This is a genomic window from Myxococcus sp. XM-1-1-1, from assembly GCF_020037095.1.
Classification (GTDB): domain Bacteria; phylum Myxococcota; class Myxococcia; order Myxococcales; family Myxococcaceae; genus Myxococcus; species Myxococcus fulvus.
In genome coordinates, this window is the sequence record NZ_JAIQDH010000012.1 from 249263 (window position 1) to 270230 (window position 20968).

The following is a 20968-nucleotide window of genomic DNA, read 5'->3' on the forward strand; positions in this document are numbered from 1 at the left end:
GGCTCCGCTGAGGTCTCCAATGGTGCATGCTGACCTCCACAACAAGCTTCACGCAGGGGCCGCCTCGAAAAGCGAGGATTCCCTCACCTCGACGGTGCTCGACATGCTCCGGTACTTGCCAGGCGCACTACGCGCGTTTCTCCCCCCGGGCGAAGGCCGTGATGCTCAAAGATGGAACCCTCGTACTATCGGAGCCCGGAGGACTTCTTGGAGACCTTCTCTCTCCATCCGTGTCCATGCAGATCATTTTCTGGCCACGCCTCGGGCAGCACGGCGAGATGGCCGCGCTCGCCGTTACAGAACTGGAAGGTGGCGCTCCCATTCACCTCATTGGCATCGAGGCCAAGGACCTCTCTGAGAACTCCGACGCACAGCGGGATGCCGCCGAGTGGGAGGCGCGGGACCAGCTGGCGGCGTACTAGCGAGGCCTGTCCGCCCACCAATTCACGCGTCCTCCGCATATCCCTCGGCCTCTCACGTTGCCCGGGTATTCCCTCGTCTACCTCACCGCCCAGCTGTGTCCACCCGCCGAAGAGCTGGAAGAAAGCCTCCGGGCACTTGCCGATCGACATGACACCGATGCGCCGAGACTTGGCTGGCTGTCATGGTGCGAGGCCTGGACAGTCGCTCGCGAGTGGAAACGGAGAACCAAGCAGCCCGAGCAGCTTATCGCAAGCGACCTCTGCGCCCTGTTCAAGCATAAGGGCTTGATCCCTTCTACGGGCTGGCCGCTCTGAACGTCCAGCCGCCCCCCAATCCAAAGACAATGATGACCCAATGGCCCGATTCCGCCCTCCTCTCCCGAATCCGCGAGCTTCTACTTCGTAGGCGCATCGAGAACAAGGAAGTCGGGATCCGCGATCGCGACAATATCTTCGACACGAAGCTTCTCTGTATCCTAGGCGAGGAGCTCTGCTGCGCTCGATACGGGGCGAAACGTGCCGAGGTGGTGAACCAGGAGGACTGGGACCTCATTGCTCCGCGAGGCCAAAAGATTCAGGTGAAGACCCGTGCCGTCTATCGGCACAATACCGACGGAATCCATATCGACTTCAAAGCCCTCAACTTCGACGACCTCTATCTTGTGCTCGTCGATGAGCAACTGAACATCCTGGGCGAAGGCCTGATCGCAAAAAAGCGCCTTGTACTGCTCGTCGCCCACGAGAGCAGCGGCAAGCTACGCCTGAGGGATATCCGCAGACGGTATAAGGAATATCTGGCTTTCGCCCAGGGAAAGGCGGACTGAGCCACCGTTCGCGAATCTCGACCGCGGCTAGTAAGCAGCCGGTCGTGGGCTAGCAACGAGAGCGGCAGGAGCATTCCGGGTTCGGCGCTGTGTGCGCAAAAACCTGAGTCCGCGGAGGTCCTGCCCAGGGGGAAAGGGCAGGCTTGGCCTGTAGCATTCTCAGCCAATGCTACATATCCGCTGGGGCGAGAAGACTAGCTGCCCGCCTTCCTGCGGTGGTGCATGCCAGTCGCCTTCGTCTCGCACGGGAGACGTGCAGCAGCGCCGCACGCGCCCGCTCCTGTGCCCCCACCATCGGCTCCGCAGCGCTTCGCTCCCTGGAGGCCGAGGTCCGACCTCAGGCGCGTCGCGAGACGGTGACCGACCGACGGTCGGCCTCCTGAAGTCCACGCTACTAGCCGGGGAAACTACATCGTAGCGGAGTGCGAATGCTCCAACCGGGGCGTGATGCACCTCTTGGATAAAGAGGTCAGCACAGCACTGCTTGAGTCCCCCCGTCCGTGACGCGCTCCCGGCCCGCTATCCTGGCGCCCTCCGTAAGACTGGGGCGCGGGCACCTTCTGCCGATGCGGCGCGCACCGTCACGGGTGTGGCCTCGGGCCGATGGCGAATGGGCGAGGACGCCGCCGCTGCACTCCTGGCCGCCGCCAGGCGCCCCTCGCCGATACCATCAGCAGGTGCGGCGCAGCTGATCAGCGTTCATGTCCAGGGGCTTAGGATAGTCGGGGCAACTATGGCCGCCCGCAGGTGCATGCCGAGTTGAAGGCGAAAGACCAGCCGTCGACCGCCATCGGACAGCGCGACTGATGCGCAAGGTGGGCCTCAATGCCCGGAGACGCCATCGCATCTCACGCCCCACCACCTCTACGCACAGCCTGCCGATAGCGCGCAACGTGCTCGCTCGTGACTTCTGGCCGCCCACGCCCAATCGCGCCCAACCCACCGGTATCGCGCACATGCCCACGCGAGAGAGCTGCCTCTACTTGATCGTCGTCGTGGACCTCTTCAGCCACCGCCGCGTCAGCTGGGCCATGAGCGAGCACCTTGACCGGTAGCAAATGCATGAGGCTCTCGACGCCCAAGGTGCTTCGTCCAACCCAGAGCATGCTGCGCCACTCGGACTGGGGCAGCCAGGACACCACCGCTCCGCGTCCTCCTCCGATGCCGCGGCGCGGCATTGCCCCTCCCCTCTAAGACGTACTCGCCCCAACCTGCTCCCCTTCTCTGCTGGAGGCGAGGTACTGTTCTCTGGTGCTCACCGGAAGTCGGGGCGGTCAGGAGGGGGCTTGACAAATATCTCACGGCATCAGGACCTGTTGTCCTACGACTCTTGGAACAACTCCCTGTTTCGGGCCACGTTCTCTGTCGAGCACAACGCGCCCAACGCCCGCGAGCCAGTCACCCATATCGACACCTCTGACGAGTTCCTCGTCATGGTCGGAGCACACGGCGCACCTGCTGCCAAAAAAGAACAACTGCTGAAGAGGTTCGAGAAGGTCGTCGGCGGAGAGCTCCGGAGCAAGTCTATCGACGCGTGCGTTGAGTGGACTTTCAACGAGTCCGGATTGCCGAGCGCTTACGCCATTCTGTTCTATCTCTGTCGCGTGGCGTCGATGCAAGACCGGTTCGAAGTCACAGGGTTCTACGAAAAGTTGAGGGCGCAGACCGGCTTTCCGCATCGTGGAACGTCCAAACTCGCACATACCTGGGAGAGGCTCCAGGCGTGGCTCGCACAGAAGCCCGGCTATCGTCCGCTTGAGCTCCCGACCTACCCCACGTTCGCGCAAATCGGCACAACACTCGGCCTCACCTTTCCTCGGGGACGTGATGCCATGGCGCTCCGCGAGCTCTTCGGATCCCAGCCCGAGCTCTCGCTCGCCACGCTCTCCTTCGCGGGCGTGCGGCGCCTCTTCTATCATGCGGGGACCACCCGTAACTTCACGCGAGGATTCCTTGAGGTCTTCGAGGCCTTCGAAAAGTCAGTCGACTCGGGCACTGCACCGATGGCCGAGCTTGCCAAGCACCCGTTCTGGCGTGCTGTGATCGGCGCTCAGCGAGAGCTTGAGGCAGCTAGCCCAGAAGGGGCCGTTGGCTTCGCCATCTACGAGCCCGAAGAGGACGACTCTCAGGCATTTCTCGTTGCCACCGACGGCGTTTCGCTTGGAAAGTATACATCTGTTCCATGGCCGAACGTTCTCGAAGAGGGAGAGGAAGTTCTTCTGTCCGATGGCAATGCCGCTGCGCCTCTTCGCGAAGCGTTCGAAGGCGCGAAGTCTTGCTCCTTGCTCTCGCGCCTGCGTCGAGTGATTCGCACACGGGTGCTGCCACTGACCGGCGCTTCCATTCACGACCCGGGCAAGCGGTTTCCGAGGCTCCTCCGCTGGAGTCATGAAGTGGCGCTGTCCCTCGCAGATGCCGTCCTGTTCCGTGGCCCCCCTCCCTTGGGCTTTGCGCCGACAGGACTCAAGGTGAGCGGACTCGATGGCTGGCAGCTTGCCGCTCCCCTCGGAGGGGCGAGCGTCGCAGCTCCGCTTCCAGATGCATTTCTCCTGCGGTTGCGTGGCGGCATCCGTGCCGGCCGAGGCACATGGCTCGCCGCAATGGGGTTCTTGCCGGAAGTCATCGTGCCGGGAGCAACCGCGGTCGAGCTCGTTGATAACGTGATTGCAACAAAAGGCAAGGATGGTGCTTGGCGCTTTGTTCGCGAGCCCGCTCCCGGCGACTGGACTCTTCGGGCGACGCTCTCTGATGGGCGTCAACTTCAGCAGGCAGTCGGGTTCGTCAGCACCGCGTTTGCCGGAAGCTACGGAGTGCCGCCTGAAAGAAGCGGATTCGTCGAATGGGGTGGCCCGGCCTCTGCTTCCGAGCACCACGCATACTGCGTGGATGTTCGCCAGCGCGAGGTAGATAACGAGTCCTGGGACGGTTCGATTCAAGCGGACGCGCTGCAGGCCGATTCTGCGTTCGACGTCCGGTCCTCCAACCGCGTCTACTTCGGATTTACCAAAGGAATGTTTACCCGCGAGCAGCGCGCGGGCTTCCCACTCGGAGTCGACCTGCTCGATCTGCGGGCTGGGACTCCGAGAATGAGCTGGACGGAGGAGTACGCCACTCCCCCGCCTCCGGAGATTCGCCTCGTCACGGATCAAAAGCTAAGGGAGCGGTGGGCAGAGCTCGTCAACCAAGCTCTCGAGCAAAACGTCATTCCGCAGGAGTACGTCTACTCCTTCGCCAGAGTTCGCAGACCCCGGCCGCAGGCGGATATCGTCCATGTCGAGCCTGAGCTCCGGCGTCGGGTCTTCAAGGAACCCCGTCGGCAGAAGGATCATCCGAACACCGGGGGGCACTCGAAACGGTCGTCCGCGCTCCGTCCCCTCCTCGACGTTCTCGACGCGGTGGCGAAGCGCAGAAAGAATGGAATCCCCGAGCGCGAATTGCTTGAGCTGTGTTCCTCATCGTTGGGGGGCGGCAGGGTGGCAGCGCAGTGGCACCTCATCCGTGCGCTCTGCGAATCGGTAATCCTAACGCCTCACCATAGCGGGCAGTGGTCCGGGCGTAGCTACTACGCGGTTAAGCCTCACCTGCGCCTGCACCATGCCTCTGAAGGATGGATTGCCACGCTTGCAGGTCTGACCGACGCTGCAACTCAGAGACGCGTGGCGCGCGAGCTGGAGAACAAGGGCGGCGTCGGCATGCCTGCGCTCACGACCGTCAACGAGAGCATTCAGATGCCGCGCTGGCAGTTCCAGAAGTCGGAGACGGTGCTGAGCGTCGGCTCACAGCAGCTGGGGCTAGGGGTGACGAGGTTCGTTCCGCGCGTCGAGGTCGTGACAGACCAGTTTATTACGCTCATCCAACGCATTCCCCCGGCACGCAGGCCGAACGAGATTCCCCGCACGGGCCAACTCCGCTGCTTCGATTGGAGCCAGGGCTTCTTCTCCCGCACCAAGAGGGAGCATGCCGTCGAGCTGTGGCGTGTCGTTCGCCACGCCCAAGCCGACGAGTACGTTCTTGAGCAGGACGAAAAGCCCGTCGCCTCCTTCTTTAGTCGAACGGTCGCAATCCTCGCTGCGCACGCGATGCGCGGAGAGTCACCGTGGCTCTCCGAGGGGAGGGACTTACAAATGAGATCAGGGTGCTATCTGCCCATGCCGCTTTCCCGGGTCCTGGCGTTCTCCGGCGAGTCGCTGCCGGGACTCGATAACAACTCATACTTTTACCACTTCGCGAGCGAAGCCCTCCTCCGTGCTGTCACCGCTCGCTTGGGATTTGCTACCGGAGCCCCCCGATGAGAGACCCGATTGGCGCGTTCGAGCGTACGCGCGAGCTCTTCCTCACCTATCTCGAAACTGCATTCGCCATCAGGAACCCGGACGTTTCGAAGGAGCGCCGGTCACTGCTTGAGCGTCCCGGCCAGCTCTGTACCGAACCGATTCTGGAAGAGTTGCCCAGGTACAAGTCCTCGGACGTTGCGCTTCATGCGCTCGGGCCGGACACCTTGCCCGGCTTCACAGCAGAGGCACGGAGGGCGTTTGAGGAACTCGCACTGGCGGGGCTCTTTCCTTCGCACCCCACGGGAAAAGATCCCTACCCACGGGAAGCCGACTACCCGCTCTACCGACATCAGCTCCAAATGCTCAAGAGAGGGACTGCGCCAGGAAGCCCTGGCATCGTCACGAGCGGAACCGGCTCCGGCAAGACGGAGTCGTTCCTGCTACCGATTATCGCGGAACTGGCCCGCGAGGCAGTGGGCTGGCCCCAGCCGAGCGCCGACTTCCTCACCCAACCATGGTGGTGCCGCCTGGACGGTTCTCCCTACCAACACTGGACGGGCAACGCCGGCGACTCCGGGGTGTTCCCCCAGGCTCGGCGTCCACTTGAAAAGAACGCCAAAGGCAAGGATGTCATCAGGACATTCATCCCCCATCGCGAGGGCCAGACGCGCAAGTCGGCGGTGCGCGCACTGATTCTCTACCCAATGAACGCCCTGGTTGAGGATCAGCTGGTGCGCCTGCGCCGTGCACTCGACTCCGAACTCGCGGCCGACGTCTGCCGCCGTCGCTTCAAGCGAAACCGTATCTTCTTCGGCCGGTACACGGGGCTTACGCCGGTCACAGGTTGGGATGTCCACCCACGCATCAATCCGACGAATTCAGAGGAGCTCGCGCGTCGTGATAACAAGACGGAGCAGCTCTTCGAAGAGCTCCTGACGCTTGAGCGAACCCAGGAGGCAGCCAAGAAGTACGACCGTCAGAAGTTCCTGCGAGAGAATTCCGGCAAGACGGAACAGGACTTCGCTTCGCTCGATGCGAGCAAGCGGGAGCAGACCCGCTTCCTCTTCCCCTCACCGCGTGGCGCCGAACTCGTCCATCGCTGGGACATGCAGGCCGATCCGCCGGACATCCTCGTCACAAACGTGAGTATGCTGAACATCCTGCTCACGCGTGAGATCGATGCACCCATCCTGGACAAGACGCGGGAATGGCTCGCCTCGTCCGATGACGCCTACTTCTTCCTCGTCCTGGACGAACTCCATCTGCATCGAGGTATGGCGGGAACGGAGGTGGCATACCTCCTGCGGCTCCTCATCCACCGCCTTGGGCTCGACAAGCAGGAGCATCGACACAAGCTTCGGGTGCTTTCGTCGAGTGCCTCGCTGCCGATGGAGGGAGTCTCGCCGGTCACCGGCAGAGCTAATCGCGACGAGAGTATTGACTACCTCTGGGATATGTTTGGCTTCGGCGGCGTCCACCGCACGCCCAAGTCAGTACTGAGCGACTCCGAAGCGAAGACCGAATGGGGCAAGTCGGTCATCCCAGGTGAGAGCGAAGTGGCTGCCGTCCCGTCCGGCAGCCATCTTCCGCACGCGCCGTTCGTCTCCTTCCTTGAGAGGAGCGCCGATCTCAGTCATGCGTTCCGAGTCAACGGCCGCATCGCCGACACGACTACTCCTGCCAGTCCTTTCCACGCACAGGACATCTGGCAGGGCATCGCGAAGGCCCTGCTGAGCCCGTCTCCTGGAGATTTCGGCCCCGAGCTCGTCCGCAAGTGCATCGAACGTGCGGGAGGGTGGGTTGCGCGAGGCCTCAGGACCGACCACGGCAAGAAGAAACCGACCCCCCTCTCCGACGTTGCCATGGCCCTGTTCGGGACCTCAGACGAAACGGCACTCGCTGCGTTGAGGGGGTTGCTGCTGGTCCGTGGCGCGGGAGAACTCTTCCACGGCAAGGACTGGTTTCCCGGTGCGCCGAGGCTCCAGGCCCCCTCGTTCCGCATGCACGCATTCTTCCGCTCCATCGAGGGGCTATTTGCTCCCCTCCTCGTCGGTGTTGAGCCCACCCCTGGAAAGACAGAAGCCGAGAGAGGGCTCGGGGAACGCCATGTGGGCAAGCTCAGCATCGACCAGACTCCCCGCTCCGGCAGCGAGTTCCGGGTGTTCGAAGTCCTGTACTGCGAGTGCTGTGGGGAGCTCTTCGTGGCTGGCCGCACTGATAGGAAACAGCTATCCGGAGCGGCGGTAAAGGGCTCAACGGAACGAAGAAAGGAGACGGAGCTGCTACCCGGTGAGCCGTCGCTCGATGGCTCGCCCGAGAAGGCTGTTGGTGAGCTATTTGAGTTCCTGAGTTACAACACCCAGGCTGTCTTCTGGCCCACGACGACCCAAGCACGTAAACCGTTCAGGTCCGAGAAGGAGTCGGAATCGTGGCATGAGGGCGTACTCAATGCACGAACGGGCGTGGCGCGAGAGCTTGTTTCATCGCCGCTCAAGATGTCCAGTGGCGCACTCGGCCCCAACGAGGTCCGAGGATTCCTGTTCCTTCGTACAAATGGGGACGACACGCCTGGTTCGAACGTGCCCGGAGCATGCCCGGCGTGCGGCACAGACTATACGCCACCGGAGGGCAGGAAGCGCCGTGGTCGTGCCTCACCCATCCGGAATTTCCGCACCGGCTTCGGTAAGACGACGCAGCTCCTTGCGGCCGAGCTCTTTGGGGCACAAGTCGTCGAGGGAGGAACGACCGGGACACCTTCGAAGCTCGTCTGCTTCTCCGATAGTCGGCAGGATGCAGCGAGTGCCTCATACGACATCGAGCGCCTTCACCATCAGGACATCCGACGGCAAGTCTTCGTCGACGTTGCGCGGCGCCAAGCTGCGGAGGAGCAACGACACCAAGACGCTGCGCGAACCGAGAAAGGTAAGAAGATTGGCAAGATAGCCGACGCGCGGAAGAAGCTCGATAGCGCCATCGATGAGGTGGACAAAGAGATGTACGAGGGCTATCTCGCAAAGCTCCAGAGTGAAGTCGATGACCTCGAAAGGAAGCTGAAGGAGGAACCTCGAGAGGTTGCCCTAACCTCGCTGCTTGAATTCAAGTACCCTGAAGCAGGAGCCCATGTACTGCCTCTTATCGAGCACTTTGTCCGGCTCGGCATCCACCCGATCGATGAGGCGGGGATTGCCAAGCTGCACAATGGCAAAGAGGGAGAAGAACGCAAGTATTTCGAGTGGCACGAACTCTTCGACGGCCTCAGCGAGGACGGGCCGTTGACGTGGAGCAAGCGCAGCCCGGCAGATGCTATCGCGACAGCGCAGCGGGCACTCGTCGACGAAGCGCGGACACTGCTTCCAGAAGTGCTCTTCCACAAGGGATACTTCTCGGCGGAACAGGCTGGGCTCGGGACCTTGCTCATTGCTCAAGGAAACCTGACGAAGCAGCGACGTGAGGAGCTCTCTGCATTCGCACGCGTGCTGGCGGAGAGCTACCGCTCCGACCCCACTTTATACGAGTGCAGGGTGTGGAATGAGGCGCCGAAGTCACTTCCGCGCCGCATTAGGCGGTTCATCGATGCATGGCTCGGCACTCATTGGAAGGATGCCTTCGAAGCGGCCTTGGCAGATCTGCAGGGGGCAGGCCACCCGAATGGCATCGTTTCTCTCAAAGGACTCGTCTTCCGCGTCGCGGATGAAAAAGACCCTGCCTGGCTCTGTCTGCGATGTCGGCGTGCGCACCTTCACAGAGGTACTGGGTTCTGCACCCGCTGTGGCGAGCCACTTCCGAAGGAGCCAAACTCCACCGCAGGAGAGCTTCGTACGGCGAACCATCTTGCGCTGCGAATCGACCGAACGCGGCAGCGGGCGGCTGCGGAAGCTACCTTCAGGCTGCACTGTGAGGAACTCACGGGACAAACAGACGAGCCACTCGAACGGCAGGTCGACTTCAAGGGTATCGAGGTGGAGCGAGCTGTATCTGACGCGGATAGTCCTCAGCGCCCACGGTACTGGCGACGAGAGGAAATCGACCTGCTCTCGGTCACGACGACGATGGAGGTCGGCATTGACATCGGTGACCTCCAGAGCGTTTTCCAGGCAAACATGCCGCCCCAGCGCTTCAACTACCAGCAACGTGCAGGGCGCGCGGGTCGCCGCGGTCAAGCGTTCTCGGCCGTTTTTACGATTTGCCGCACGAAGAGCCACGACGTGTACTACTTTCAGCGGCCCGAGCTGATGACAGGTCAGGAGCCGCCGCCTCCGTTCCTCAACAAGGACATGGACCTCGTCGCAGAACGACTGCTCCGCAAGAGTGCGCTGACGACTGCCTTCGTCAGCCTGCGGGAGAAACTCTTCCCGAAAGGTCAATTCTACCCAGCAAACGAAGTGTTGGGGTCACCCGGCCAGTGGCCGGCCGATGCAATGAAGCCAGGGGATGTGCACGGCGAATTCATGTACGTCTCGCAGTGGCGAAATGGGGACCCAGGGAAGGGCGGGAAGCCGCCGCGGGACTGGAAGGCGCTGCTCAAGGCGGAGCTGCAGAGCAAGAGCGCCCACACGGCAGAGGTCGCCCGTGCGCTCGCGGACGGCGGCTCGCGTCATGTTCACTGGCTTAATGCGGTGACCCCGCAGAAGCTCATTGAGGACATCGAGCGGAAGGTTGAGGCACACGCAGGAGAGGACGCCCTGGCGGAGTCGCTCGCCGACGAGGGGCTCCTTCCGATGTTCGGCATGCCGACGCGCGTGCGGTCACTCTACACCGACCTGGTGAAGATCAAGACCCACGGCAAGGGGGGGTACGAGTGGAAGACCATCGAGCGCGACCTCGACCTCGCGCTGTACGAGTTCAGTCCCGGGAAGGAGCTCGTCAAGGACAAACGCGTTCATCGCGTAACGGCTGTGGTCGGCCGTATGCCGGAGCGGGTCGTCTCAGCCGGACGTAAAGGAGAAATCCCCCCCATCAAAGCGAACACTCCCGCCCTGGGTAGCCCGGTCTATTTGTTCGAATGCCGGGTGTGCGGCGTTTGGAAGAAGTCGGTTACTGGAGAGTCGCCAGGGACGTGCCAGGCATGTCAGTCGACTTTCGGGAGCAAGGGTTACCTCTGTCGCGAGCCGCAAGCGTTCCGCACCAGCCTACGCCCGACCGAGCTCAAGGACCCCGATGTGGTGAGCCGCTCGCACCGCGCCCTGATTGCAGCCGTCGACACATCAGAGCAAAAGCCCGTTAACGAGCTGAATACCGCGGCGCAGTTCTTGCCCCAAGCTACGCTCTTCCGCCTCAACCCCGGTCCCGACCCAACGGATGCAGCCACCTCTCCAGATGCGGCAGGGGCCGAATTCGTAGCCGGTTCGCGTCAACTCTGGAAAGGGCTCGTCATCGGTCCGGACAGCGCGGCTCCGAACGAGAAGGGCCAATACGTGGCTAGGAGCTGCATCAAACCGGAATGGGAAAACCCCAAGTACTTCACCGAAGAGTCAGGGGCGACGATGGGTCCACTCCTTCTCATGGCCCCTCGCGTCACCGATCTCCTGGCCATCCGTCCGAGCGCCGTTCCCAAGACTCTCGACCTCACAGGTGTTGTCCGTGGGAAGCAAAATTCGCGCGCCGATATCCGGGCAGCGGCGGTGTCGGCCGCGTTCATCCTAGTGAATCGAGCGGCGCTGGACTTCGACACCGACCCAGACGAATTCGACGTCTTGGAACCGCGCGTTTTCTTCCAGAACGGGGCCGAAGCAGGCCCTCTCCTCGTAGTTGCGGACCGCCTCGTCAACGGCTCGGGCTTCTCCCGCCGCCTTGCCGACCACAATGTCCTCAGGACGCTCATCGGCAGCATCCTGGATAATGCGACGGAGTACCCGCGGAAGACTCTGACGGAGGAGCATGAGAAAGATTGCACCTCCGCGTGCTACAAATGTCTGCTTCGGTACGGGAATCGGGCGTACCACGCGTTGCTCGATTGGCGCCTCGGCCTTGCCTTCCTCGAAGTTCTCCGGAGCAGTGACTACACGGCAGGTTTGGTGGGGCCGGACTCCTCACCATCAACTGGGAGGTGGAGCGAATACGTCAAAACGGCAGTGGGAGACTTCACTGCGCGCTTCCCGGACGCCAAGCAAGCCCGGTACGGAGACCTCTCCGCGCTCTCGCTCGCTGGAGGGCCATCACCAACGCAGTGGCTCATCGTGCACTCGTTCTGGGCGAAGGAGTTCGGCGCTCTCAAGGGGGGGCGTCTCGATGTCGCTATCGAAAAGGTCATGGCCAACGGCGAGCGCGTGGCGTTCATCTCGGCATTCGACCTAATGCGGCGTCCAGTGCAGGTGTATCGGAAGATGAAGGAACTGATGTGACACCAGCTCGTGACGCAGCGACGTTTCAGGTGGTCGACGATCTCGGCATGTCGCGCCTCGGCGACCTGCTGGGGACTGGTGCATGCAAGCGGAAGGCGCTGGACCGGGATACCGCGCTGCCCGGGAAAGCCCCCGGCGCACTTCTCGGCACGCTACGTCACTGGGTCCTTGAGGCAGCGATTCAGGGGTGGTGGCGGGCCGGAGGAAAAGCGGCTCCACTGCCGCTGGTAACGTGGGGAAATCTGGAGACCTTCGATGATCGCCGAATGATTGCAAGTCGCCTCGTCGACGAAGCGGTGGCGCACCTGGATGGGGAGCTCGGTCGGATGGAGCCCTGGCGTACTCCGTTGAGCCAAGCCTGGGAGCCTATCGCTTGGCACAATGAGCTGACGCACCTTCGGTCGCTCGTTGTGGCACGTCTTCCCTCGAAGCCTACCAAGCCCCCAGGGGTGAGCGACGCCCCCCCGAGACTTGCTCGAGGATTGAAGCGACCCGAGTTGGCCTTGGGCAGCAAGTCGCTGCATCTGCGAGGAACAGCGGACTTCGTGGAGTGGCCCGAGGACGACATCGTCCGAATCATTGATTTCAAGTCAGGTGGAGTGATCGACACCAAAGGACAGCTAAAGGAAGGATATGCCCTGCAGTTACAAGGATATGCCCTCGCCCTGGACGAAGAGGCTCGCCCGAAGCCCAAAGGCTTCCGTTTGGAGGTCGTCTCTGACCGCGAAGTCTTCAAGGTCGATGGGAGCAAGGAGACGCTCGACGTCCTCCGAAGGACTCTCAAGAGTCAGAAGTTGCCGTGGGGGCAGTCTGCTGTCGCCGCCGTGGATTATGAAGCGGCAGGGCCCTCCTGTATGTTCTGTCCACAGAGGCCTCGCTGCGCGAGCTACACGGAGTACGCTGAAGGGGCGTGGAGGTCGAACCGGGTGGGAGTGGGACAAAGGCCGCTCCCGTTGGACATTTGGGGCATGGTGGTCAGTGTCGAGGAGGGCCCTACAACTCTACGTGTTGGTATCCGCTCCCCCGAGGGAGAGCGCCGACAGGTAGTCGGCCTCTCGCTCAGACATTTCCCATACCGCCTCTGCCAAGTCGGTGAGCCCATCTGGATTTACGGACTGCAGACACTCGAAGGCGCCCGCAGCGGGCAGTTCGTCCACCCCCTCAACTTCCACGAGGAAGGCACAAAGCCGTGGACGTCAGCGTGGACGACGCGGGTGTTCCTCGCCGGGTGATGCAGCCGGACGACAGACCTAACCGGCGTAGCCTGAAGGAGCCGAGACGCAGAAAGCGATGTCCGGCATCCAGATGCGCCCATCAATTCAAATTGAATTGGCTCCGCCGAGTCACGGTGGTCGGACGTGCGAGCTTCCTGGGTGGCTATTGGGAATACGCCGGCGGGCCATCAGGAAAAAGCCTTGCGGCGTGCTGTGATGACCCCCAGGACTCGCTTCCCCACCTCAGCAGGGGACTCATGCTCCCAGTACCGCAGTACCGTCCATCCCGCCGCTTCGAGCGCCTCGTCCGTTGCGCGGTCCCGAGCTTTGTTTGCCTCGATTTTCGCCCTCCAGAACTCCGCGTTGGCCTTGGGCCAAGTCGCATGCAGGGGGCAGCCGTGCCAGAAGCAGCCGTCAATGAAGACGGCTACCCTCTCCGTCGGGAATACGACGTCCGCCTTGCGGCGAAGGCCAACAACAGGTCGGTTCACTCTGAAGCGCAGGCCCAGGCGGTGAAGTACCGAGCGGACCGCGAGCTCGGCAGCGGTGTCCCGGGTCCGCTGCGCCTTCATGCGCCTCTCGGCTGCTTCGGACGAAGGGACCGGTCGCCCCCTTCTGCGTTCCCCTTGAATCATGCCCTCCTCGCCTGCAGGTTCTCCTCCGCTAGCTCCGCTAGGCGGCCGGCCAATAGCTTGGCCTGGGCGTGGATATCCTCGGGCTCACCGCTGAGGTCCAGGCGCAGGACGTGAATGTGGACGCCTGCTACATTCACGACATGGGTAGTCTCCTCCGCCTCGGCGTAGAGAAGAACGCCGTGCCGAAGGCCCATCGCCGTGCAGTAGGTGAGCATTTGGTAGAGGTCTTGCGACTCCCCTAGATCTGTCGACTTGTACTTCGCGTCGAGCACGAGCTGCGGCAGCCCACTGCGCTGCCACCACACGACATCAGGCGTAAGCCGCACGCGCTGCTGGGCCTCTAAAAAGAGGGCGCGCGGATGATAGGTCCACTGACCACCGCGTTCCCGCAGAAGTTCCCCGAGCAGGTTGGTCACGAACTTCTCGTAGAGTTCCTCCATGTTGACGAGGAGCCCTGCCGCCTCTAGCCGACCGTCGTGCAGCTCGAACGAGGAGTTCTCCAACACCAGATTGGCCAGCACCAGTGCGGAGTCAAAGGCTTCGTACCTTCGGTCCTTCGTAAGCGGCGCGAGCCGGCCAGCGTAGTTGATGCGCGATACACCCTCGAAGGCGGAAACGAGCCTGCGCAGCGTTTGCACGAGCTCCTGTCTGCTCGACTCCAACTGGGCGAGCCGATGGGCGGCGGCGAGGAGGCGGCGGTTCGGCTCCGTGTCCGTGGTGAGTTCATCGAACTCACATGGAACGGGAGGGAAGACGCCGAAGCGACGCAGGAGCAGCGCATTCGCGTCCACGCGGCCCCGCGGAGACACCAACTCCTGCCGGTGTCGTTCGTATCCACGTACAAGCCCGGAGCGCAAACCGTACTCCAGAGCTCGGCAGTAGAGAGACTGCATCACCTCGACGAGCCCGGTGGCTCCCCCGTAGATGCTCGCCCTCTTAAGCATCCGCTCGGCGCCGTGGATGTACCCGAGCAGATAGAGAACGCGGCCAATGGGTAGTTTCGGCTCGATGAGGACCCGAAACCCTGGTCCGGAGAATGTCCCGACGTACTGAGAGGTCTCGAGGTCGAACTTGCCCGGCGTGTCCGTGGCGAGAATGCGGAGCCCCGCACGGGCCGCCTGGAGCGCCCGAAGCTCCTCGGGCGCAAGAGACACCCCCTTGGTGGGGAACCGCTCACGCAGATAGATAGTGCGCGCGGACACGGGCTAGGTCGTCGGCCTGTTCAGCTCGTCCGTCAGGCGCTCCAGGGAGAACTCTGCCAAGCGCTCGGGCTCGCCGGACAAGAGGTCCTCCAGCGTTGGTAGGATTGAATACTTCCACACCAGCTGCAGGACGGAGTCGCTCAGGTCGGGCCTCATGAAGTAGCTGGGGCCGATGGCGATGTTCCGGTCGCCGAGTTTCGTGTTGACCAGGTCGAGCAGTCGCGCCGTCCATGCCATATGGGGGACATGACGGTCCAAGTAGCGTGGCAGCATGTCGCGGACCGGCGGCTGCCCGGGAAACAACCCCATGAAGAGGAACCGTCGGCGCAGCGCCTGATCGAGCAGGACGATAGAGCGGTCGGCTGTGTTCATCGCCCCGACAATGTAGAGGTTCGGTGGGAGCCGAAAATCTTCGTCGGGCGAATACATGAGGGACACGGAGGCGTCCCGGTACTCCAGAAGAAAGTAGAGCTCTCCAAATACCTTGGGGAGGTTGCCCCGGTTCATCTCGTCCAAAACGAGAATGACAGGTTGCGAGGGGTCCTCCTCCGCGAGATCCACCAGTCGACGGAGGGGTCCACTCTGCTTGGTGAGGGAGAGTCCATTTTCCGCGGGCGACGGTCGGTAGCCCTCGAAGAACTCCTCGTACCCGTAGCTCGGGTGCAGTTGGAGAAATGCCCGGCGCTCCACGTCCGGTTGAATGCGCTCGGCCAATGCCCGGGCGATGAACGTCTTCCCGGTGCCGGGTGGTCCGTAGAAGACGATGGCCTGCTTCGTCTGTAGACCCCAGCGCACGTCCTGCACCCAGGACAGCTCGGCTCCGAGCTGAGCGGCGAGTTCTTCTACGTCCTCATCGGAGAGGATCTGACCCGGAGGCAGAGGGGGACGGGGAGGCGGAAGCGTCACCTCGCCGCTCATCGGCTCTGGGCGCTCCACCGCTGCATCCGGGAACAGGAGGCGGAAGGTCTCCTCGTAGCGCCCGTGCTCTGGCTCCACCAAAGCAGCGACATAGGGGTCGCCATCGTCGGGCCGGACACAAACGATCAGCGCCTTGAGGAGCGCTGGCCTAGCAGGCCCTACAGCTTTCTTCGCGGCCCGGATGAGCTGGGGAAGCTCCGACGCAAGGCGTGTGACCGCCACTCCGAGCTCCCATTGATTCGCCGTGGCGGCGTTGGCCTGCCTGAACCGCACTCCCAGGTTCTTGCTGGCACCGCTCACCGTTGAAATGTAGGTGAGGTCGAATGGAGAACCGAAGGTCTCCGAAATCCACTGCCGGAACTTGTTGTACCGAGTCGTACTGGTGGAGCTCGGGTTGACTCCCTTCAACTGCTCCTTCAGTTCCTCAAGAGCCTGCTGCGACTGAGCCATGTCCACGGTGCGAGCGTGCCGCCTCCTGGAGCATCTTGCGCAAATGCGCTTCCACTGCCTCCAGGAAGCCCTCCTCGAAGTGGAGGCTACTCGCGCGCGCCCGCTTGAGGAAACCTTCTGTCGCCTTTGCCGAGAGCGGTATGAGCGGATACCGGAGAAAGCGGGCGAGGCCAGGTGTCGCACGACGGGTGGGCCACTCCGAGACGTCTACCCGAACAACCCGTCCTTTTTCGCCCCATGCCGCCCGGGGCCAGCGAGCCCTGGAAGGGAGTGGGGTCTCCGCCGAGGGCTCGTACTGCCCCGGCTCTCGCAATCGGGAGCCGACCCACTGGGCCACGGGCACGCTCACGGCATTGCCAACGAGCTTCCATCGGGGCCCATTCTTGCGCGCCGGGGTATCGACGGCGGGGGCCGTCCAATCCTCGGAAAAGCCTTGTAGGCGCTCAGCGTCACGAATGTCGGGGGTGCCTACGAGGCCCGACGGCATCCAAATGGCGGGGGCAGAGGGAATGCCCAGCGTGGAGCCACCCTTGATGGTGGGGATAGCATCCACTGCCCAGCCGAGCCCCTTGAGGCCCTCAGTCCAGTAGAAGCCGCATGGCCGGCCCCGAAAGTCGGGCATCTCGGGCTCGCCTGCATCGTCGGCAAGAAGGACGTTGCGTGGGTCGTCCGTCTGGGAGGCCAGCATCAGCACGCGCTGGCGGCGCTGGGGAAGTCCGAATGCGCGCGTGTCAACCACACGGTAGGCCCATCGGTAGCCGAGTTCTTCCAGCGAAGTGGTCAAGTAACGCATCGCGCTGCCCTTATCGAGGGACAGCATGAAGGAGACATTTTCCAGCAGGAGCCACCGGGGCTTGGACGTTTTCAGCAGCCGGAAGACCTCGCTGACCAGGCCAGAGCGGGAGCCACTGATACCGGCTGTCCGCCCCGCCTGACTCAGGTCCTGGCAAGGGAACCCAGCCGCCACCAACTCCGCGTCCCGGAGATCGCGCACGTCGCGGACATCGCGTTCCAGAGGAACTCCTGGGAAGTGTGCCTGGAGCACCCGGACTGCAGATTCGTCAATTTCACAGAGGAGCGAGGACTGGTGCCCAGCCATCTTGAGGCCGAGCTCCAGGCCACCGATGCCAGCGAAGAGGCCGGCCACCTTCAAGCGATCGCCCGAGAGTGGAAGCTCCAAGACCTGAGCAGTGTCCCGCCGCGCCGCTCCCCTCGCCTTCTTGACCCCTCTACGCTTAGCACTCACGCCCATTCTCCTTCACGCCCAGTTCGAGCCAGAGGACTCGAATTCGTCCGCTCAAGCTACCCGAGCAGGCTGACACGGCAACTTTGCAGGTGGACCGCCGACGCCCACACCACCGATAGCGCTTCACTGGGTCACGCTCTAGCGGAAGTTGGCCTGCGGCATCGTGGCCGTCGGCTCTTACACCGTGCAGGTAGGTTGGCGGATCAGCCCCTTCCTTCCGAGCGGAGGTGAACGGCGTCGGGCTCGGGTCTTCCCCAGGAGTCGTCGCCGGAGTGGGCATGGTGGGTGCGTCAGTTTGCACTGCGGGCGTGGGCGTTGGCACCACTTTTGGTGCGGTGGCTTCAAACTGCTTTGGTGGACTGGACGGGAGACGCCCCGCCCCAGGACAATGACGGCTGCGGAGGCCAGGATCGTCGCCCCGACGAGGGCCGCAGGCCGGACCACCGGCCCTGCAGATGGGAGTGGACGGCGTGGGCGGTTGTATGGGCGACTCCGCAGAGGCAATGGGCACGAGTTCTTGAGGAACAGGCGGTGCGCGGACAGCCCACTTGGCACCACATCCACCACGCGGAAGACCTAATGGGTGACCTCCTGTTGCTCCAACAACGGGGGTAGCCGGAGGTTTCCCATGGGCAACGGTCAAGACCGAATGCAACGAAGCGGCCCTCACGAAGAGCGTGGCCAAACCTGTCGACTCGCTGTCGTGCCGGTGTAGAGCGACAGCAAAATTGCCTCCTCGACGACAGTAACTTTGCGACCGACCACATCGCGGTGGGGCGCCTCACGCAGTCAGCGACACTGCGCCGCAGAGAGGACGCTGTCGGTGCGTAGCGACTCGTGAAAGCGGGCTTGCCCTGGACGGCGCTGCAGATGCAGCACCTGCGACGGACTGCCAGGAGCTAGAAGAAGGGGCGCAACATTAATGGAGGTGGGTCAACTCCTGATGTCGCTCTACAATAAGCCAGGACGCGCAGGCGCTGTCGGCTCTCCCCTGGTGGGCATTCCTCTCCCGGCAGTAGGATTTGAACTCCATATTTTGGGGCCAATAACGCCGCCCCGCCCATGGACCGAGTCCTGAGAGGCGACATGCCCGAGCCCAAATACGAAAACAGAAAGGTCATCAGTGCGGATGGAGTCGAGCTCGACGCCACTTTCCATGTCGAGCCTTTTGAGGGGAAGGCATCCGTAGTTTTCGAAAGCAGCGGAGGTGGCACACGGAACACCGATTACCGTCAAGGCCTTGAGGTGCTGCTTGAGCGCCTTCGTAACCTCGGAGCGTCTCTTGTAGACGCCGCGCTCGCGTCTCGCGACACCGTCAGTCTTACTCCCGACGAGCGGCGTCTCGCCCTTCGCGGTCGCGCTTACCCTATTGTCCTCGGCGCCGAATCGGACATCCCCGCTCTGCGGAGAGCATTGAGTGCGGCCCAGGCACTCGTCGGCCGAGCCCCAGGCGCCATCAGTGGAGGTGGAAACAAGAACAAGCGCATCCGTCTGGTGCTTGAATTCCCCTCGTCTTACATGCTCGACCTCGACGACCTTGAGGACGAGCTTGCGCATGGGGGCAACATGGAAACAGACATTGGAGCGGAACTTCCGACATACCTAGCGAGACTCTGCTGGAATTCCGCTGGGTGGGTTCATCCAACGGGCGAGGCGAAGACACTCGAAACCAATACGTACGCGACGGAGTATAGTTTTGGCCACGAGGAGTGGCTCTTCAATCTAGCGTGGGTGCTCGACGGCTTCCATTACGCCTATTTGCAGCCGATCCGCCCCTCTTGGGCGCGGCTCCAAGGACAGAAAATCCGTATCAGGCTGTTCACCATCGCGCCAGGTGGGGAGCGCTTTTATGTTGGCGAGCTCCAGTCTTGCGAGGTGCTCACTGAGGACCAAGCGGAGGAAGCAAGCAGAGGGTACAAGAAGCGAGGCTGGACGAAGGAGATGATCCAGCAGGTGCTCGAGATCGAAGGGAATCCGCAGGGCCTTGCGGGCGATGCCATAAACCGTTTCAACATTCGCTTCCGCCCTGAAAATGCTACCTACTTCGCGCCTCACCGGACTCCCGCCACGTCGATTCTAAAAGACCGCTACATCAAGTACCGGCTCGGCCATTGGAACGACGAGTTGACAGCCGACTTCAAGGGTGCGGCGATCCCGCTATCAACTAGGAAGCGCCAGAAGAATGGCGTCGAGAAAAAGTCGACGAAGACCATCCACAAGTCCGGAAGCGGCTCCTCATCCTACGACCCAGTGCACAACATTCTCCAGGAGGAACTCCGTGACCTCCTGATTGAGCAATACGGCGATGATGCGGTATCGATGGAGGAGAACCACGTCGACCTGAAGGTGCGTCTCCCAAACAGGAACGTCTTCATCGAACTGAAGACGGCGCCCAACGCTCGACTCGCGCTCCGACAAGCGCTCGGGCAGCTGCTTGAGTACGCCCACTTCGATCAATTTTCTGAAGCAACAGCCTCTGAACTCGTCGTGGTTGCTCCGGCAATCGCCGACAAGGACGAGGCGGCTTACATTGAGCTGTTAAAGTCCAAGTTCAAGCTTCCTCTGAGTTACCGCACCTACCAGCGTGGCATGAAGGAGTTTAAGCTGTAGACACTCAGGGTTTTCATGGTGACTTCACCAAGGCGAGAAACCTCGGCTATTTCTGCTCCCGATTCACGACAGCTCCAAGGGGAACTGACGTATCCGCAAATCTGTGGGCCACTCGTCCCAGTCCCCACCGTGCCGATCTCGTAATTTGAGCACGGCAGTGCCGTCCCGGACGTTGGCGCCGAGTTGCTTGAGGAAGTACCGGACACGGGCCTTCTTGCAGGCGTCTCGCATCGCGCGCGCCCAGGCTAAGTCGAAAGCAGGAGAGTTCTTCCCGGACTGCCCACCCTGGATTATCCAATCGAGGCGCGAGAGCCACTCCCCAAGGTCAATCCCTTCCCACTGGGGCTCGATGGACAGGAAGCGGATAGTCCGCTCGTCCCCCACCTCCAGCAATGAGCAAATGCGGCCGAGGGACTGACGGCCCGTAATACTCGTGCCCACCCACAAGTTGGCTGGCCACGGCCTCTGAAGCCAGCGAGAGAGCTCCCTCATCCGTGCCGGGCGCTTGGTGAGCCACAACCAGTGGTGCTGCTGGCCAGCGGGGCTCTCCACCGTGCTGATGACTTCGTCCTCCAGGTACTCGAAGGATACCACCTGCGAAAGAGCGTCCGACATATCCGAGACAAAGATGAGCCGTGGCATCCCGTCCAACCACGGCTTGTCCAGGCGCCGCAGGCCAGTGAGGGAACGCCATGCCGCGGCCTTTCTCACCCGCCCTGGAAAGCGTGTCACCTTCTCGAAACTGGGGGCATAGCCTAAACCGAAGTTCGTGATTCTCGATCAGGCTGAAGGGCGGGCAGGCGGGAAGTGCGCGGGAAGAGGGAGCAGGGGC

The 20968-nt window shown here is 62.4% G+C and carries 12 protein-coding genes; 7 read left to right on the plus strand and 5 right to left on the minus strand.

All coding sequences use genetic code 11. The features are described 5' to 3' along the window. Nucleotides 1–158: 158 nt before the first annotated feature. The 6 genes from K8640_RS23745 to K8640_RS23770 all read left to right on the plus strand — a co-directional run bounded on the left by K8640_RS23745 (nt 159) and on the right by K8640_RS23770 (nt 13093). On the plus strand, nt 159–422 hold the full coding sequence (locus tag K8640_RS23745; RefSeq protein WP_223749125.1) for a hypothetical protein: 264 nt from the start codon (nt 159–161) through the stop codon (nt 420–422). Nucleotides 423–766: 344 nt separating this feature from the next. Next, the gene (locus tag K8640_RS23750) at nt 767–1246 is read left to right on the plus strand and encodes a hypothetical protein (RefSeq protein ID WP_223749126.1); all 480 of its coding nucleotides are present in this window, start codon (nt 767–769) and stop codon (nt 1244–1246) included. 893 nt (nt 1247–2139) lie between these two features. Further along, nucleotides 2140–2301, plus strand: coding sequence for a hypothetical protein (locus K8640_RS23755; RefSeq protein WP_223749127.1), 162 nt, complete (start codon nt 2140–2142; stop codon nt 2299–2301). Nucleotides 2302–2532: 231 nt separating this feature from the next. Further along, nucleotides 2533–5538 (plus strand): hypothetical protein, encoded by a 3006-nt coding sequence (locus K8640_RS23760; RefSeq protein ID WP_223749128.1) that lies wholly within the window; start codon nt 2533–2535, stop codon nt 5536–5538. Further along, nucleotides 5535–11861: a DEAD/DEAH box helicase gene (locus K8640_RS23765; RefSeq protein ID WP_223749129.1), complete on the plus strand. Its 6327-nt coding sequence runs from the start codon at nt 5535–5537 to the stop codon at nt 11859–11861. The genes K8640_RS23760 and K8640_RS23765 overlap by 4 nt, the downstream gene beginning before the upstream one ends. A 29-nt stretch (nt 11862–11890) precedes the next feature. After that, a complete protein-coding gene (locus K8640_RS23770) occupies nt 11891–13093 on the plus strand; it encodes a PD-(D/E)XK nuclease family protein (RefSeq protein ID WP_223749130.1) in 1203 nt (400 codons plus the stop codon). 170 nt (nt 13094–13263) lie between these two features. Here K8640_RS23770 and K8640_RS23775 read toward each other — a convergent pair whose 3' ends face one another. Genes K8640_RS23775 through K8640_RS23790 form a run of 4 tightly spaced genes read right to left on the minus strand, consistent with a single transcriptional unit; the run spans nt 13264 to nt 17460 of the window. Beyond that, nucleotides 13264–13710 (minus strand): very short patch repair endonuclease, encoded by a 447-nt coding sequence (locus K8640_RS23775; protein WP_223749131.1) that lies wholly within the window; start codon nt 13708–13710, stop codon nt 13264–13266. Beyond that, nucleotides 13707–14912, minus strand: a complete 1206-nt coding sequence (locus K8640_RS23780) for an McrC family protein (protein WP_223749132.1) — start codon at nt 14910–14912, stop codon at nt 13707–13709. The genes K8640_RS23775 and K8640_RS23780 overlap by 4 nt, the downstream gene beginning before the upstream one ends. Before the next feature lie 3 nt (nt 14913–14915). Next, on the minus strand, nt 14916–16280 hold the full coding sequence (locus K8640_RS23785; RefSeq protein WP_223749133.1) for an McrB family protein: 1365 nt from the start codon (nt 16278–16280) through the stop codon (nt 14916–14918). Further along, complete coding sequence (locus K8640_RS23790) at nt 16255–17460, minus strand: DNA cytosine methyltransferase (protein ID WP_223749134.1); 1206 nt, start codon at nt 17458–17460, stop codon at nt 16255–16257. Before K8640_RS23790 ends, K8640_RS23785 begins: the two co-directional genes overlap by 26 nt. Nucleotides 17461–18612: 1152 nt before the next feature. On the opposite strand from K8640_RS23790, the gene K8640_RS23795 reads away from it, so the two are divergent. After that, the gene (locus tag K8640_RS23795) at nt 18613–20136 is read left to right on the plus strand and encodes a hypothetical protein (RefSeq protein ID WP_223749135.1); all 1524 of its coding nucleotides are present in this window, start codon (nt 18613–18615) and stop codon (nt 20134–20136) included. 63 nt (nt 20137–20199) lie between these two features. Here K8640_RS23795 and K8640_RS23800 read toward each other — a convergent pair whose 3' ends face one another. Continuing rightward, nucleotides 20200–20868, minus strand: a complete 669-nt coding sequence (locus tag K8640_RS23800; RefSeq protein WP_370640385.1) for a DUF5131 family protein — start codon at nt 20866–20868, stop codon at nt 20200–20202. Nucleotides 20869–20968 lie beyond the last annotated feature (100 nt).

Coding starts and splice junctions, on each gene's coding strand:
- K8640_RS23750 (WP_223749126.1), top strand. CDS start 767: ATGATGACCCAATGGCCCGATTCCGCCCTCCTCTCCCGAATCCGCGAG.
- K8640_RS23785 (WP_223749133.1), bottom strand. CDS start 16,280: ATGGCTCAGTCGCAGCAGGCTCTTGAGGAACTGAAGGAGCAGTTGAAG.
- K8640_RS23765 (WP_223749129.1), top strand. CDS start 5,535: ATGAGAGACCCGATTGGCGCGTTCGAGCGTACGCGCGAGCTCTTCCTC.
- K8640_RS23775 (WP_223749131.1), bottom strand. CDS start 13,710: ATGATTCAAGGGGAACGCAGAAGGGGGCGACCGGTCCCTTCGTCCGAA.
- K8640_RS23795 (WP_223749135.1), top strand. CDS start 18,613: ATGCCCGAGCCCAAATACGAAAACAGAAAGGTCATCAGTGCGGATGGA.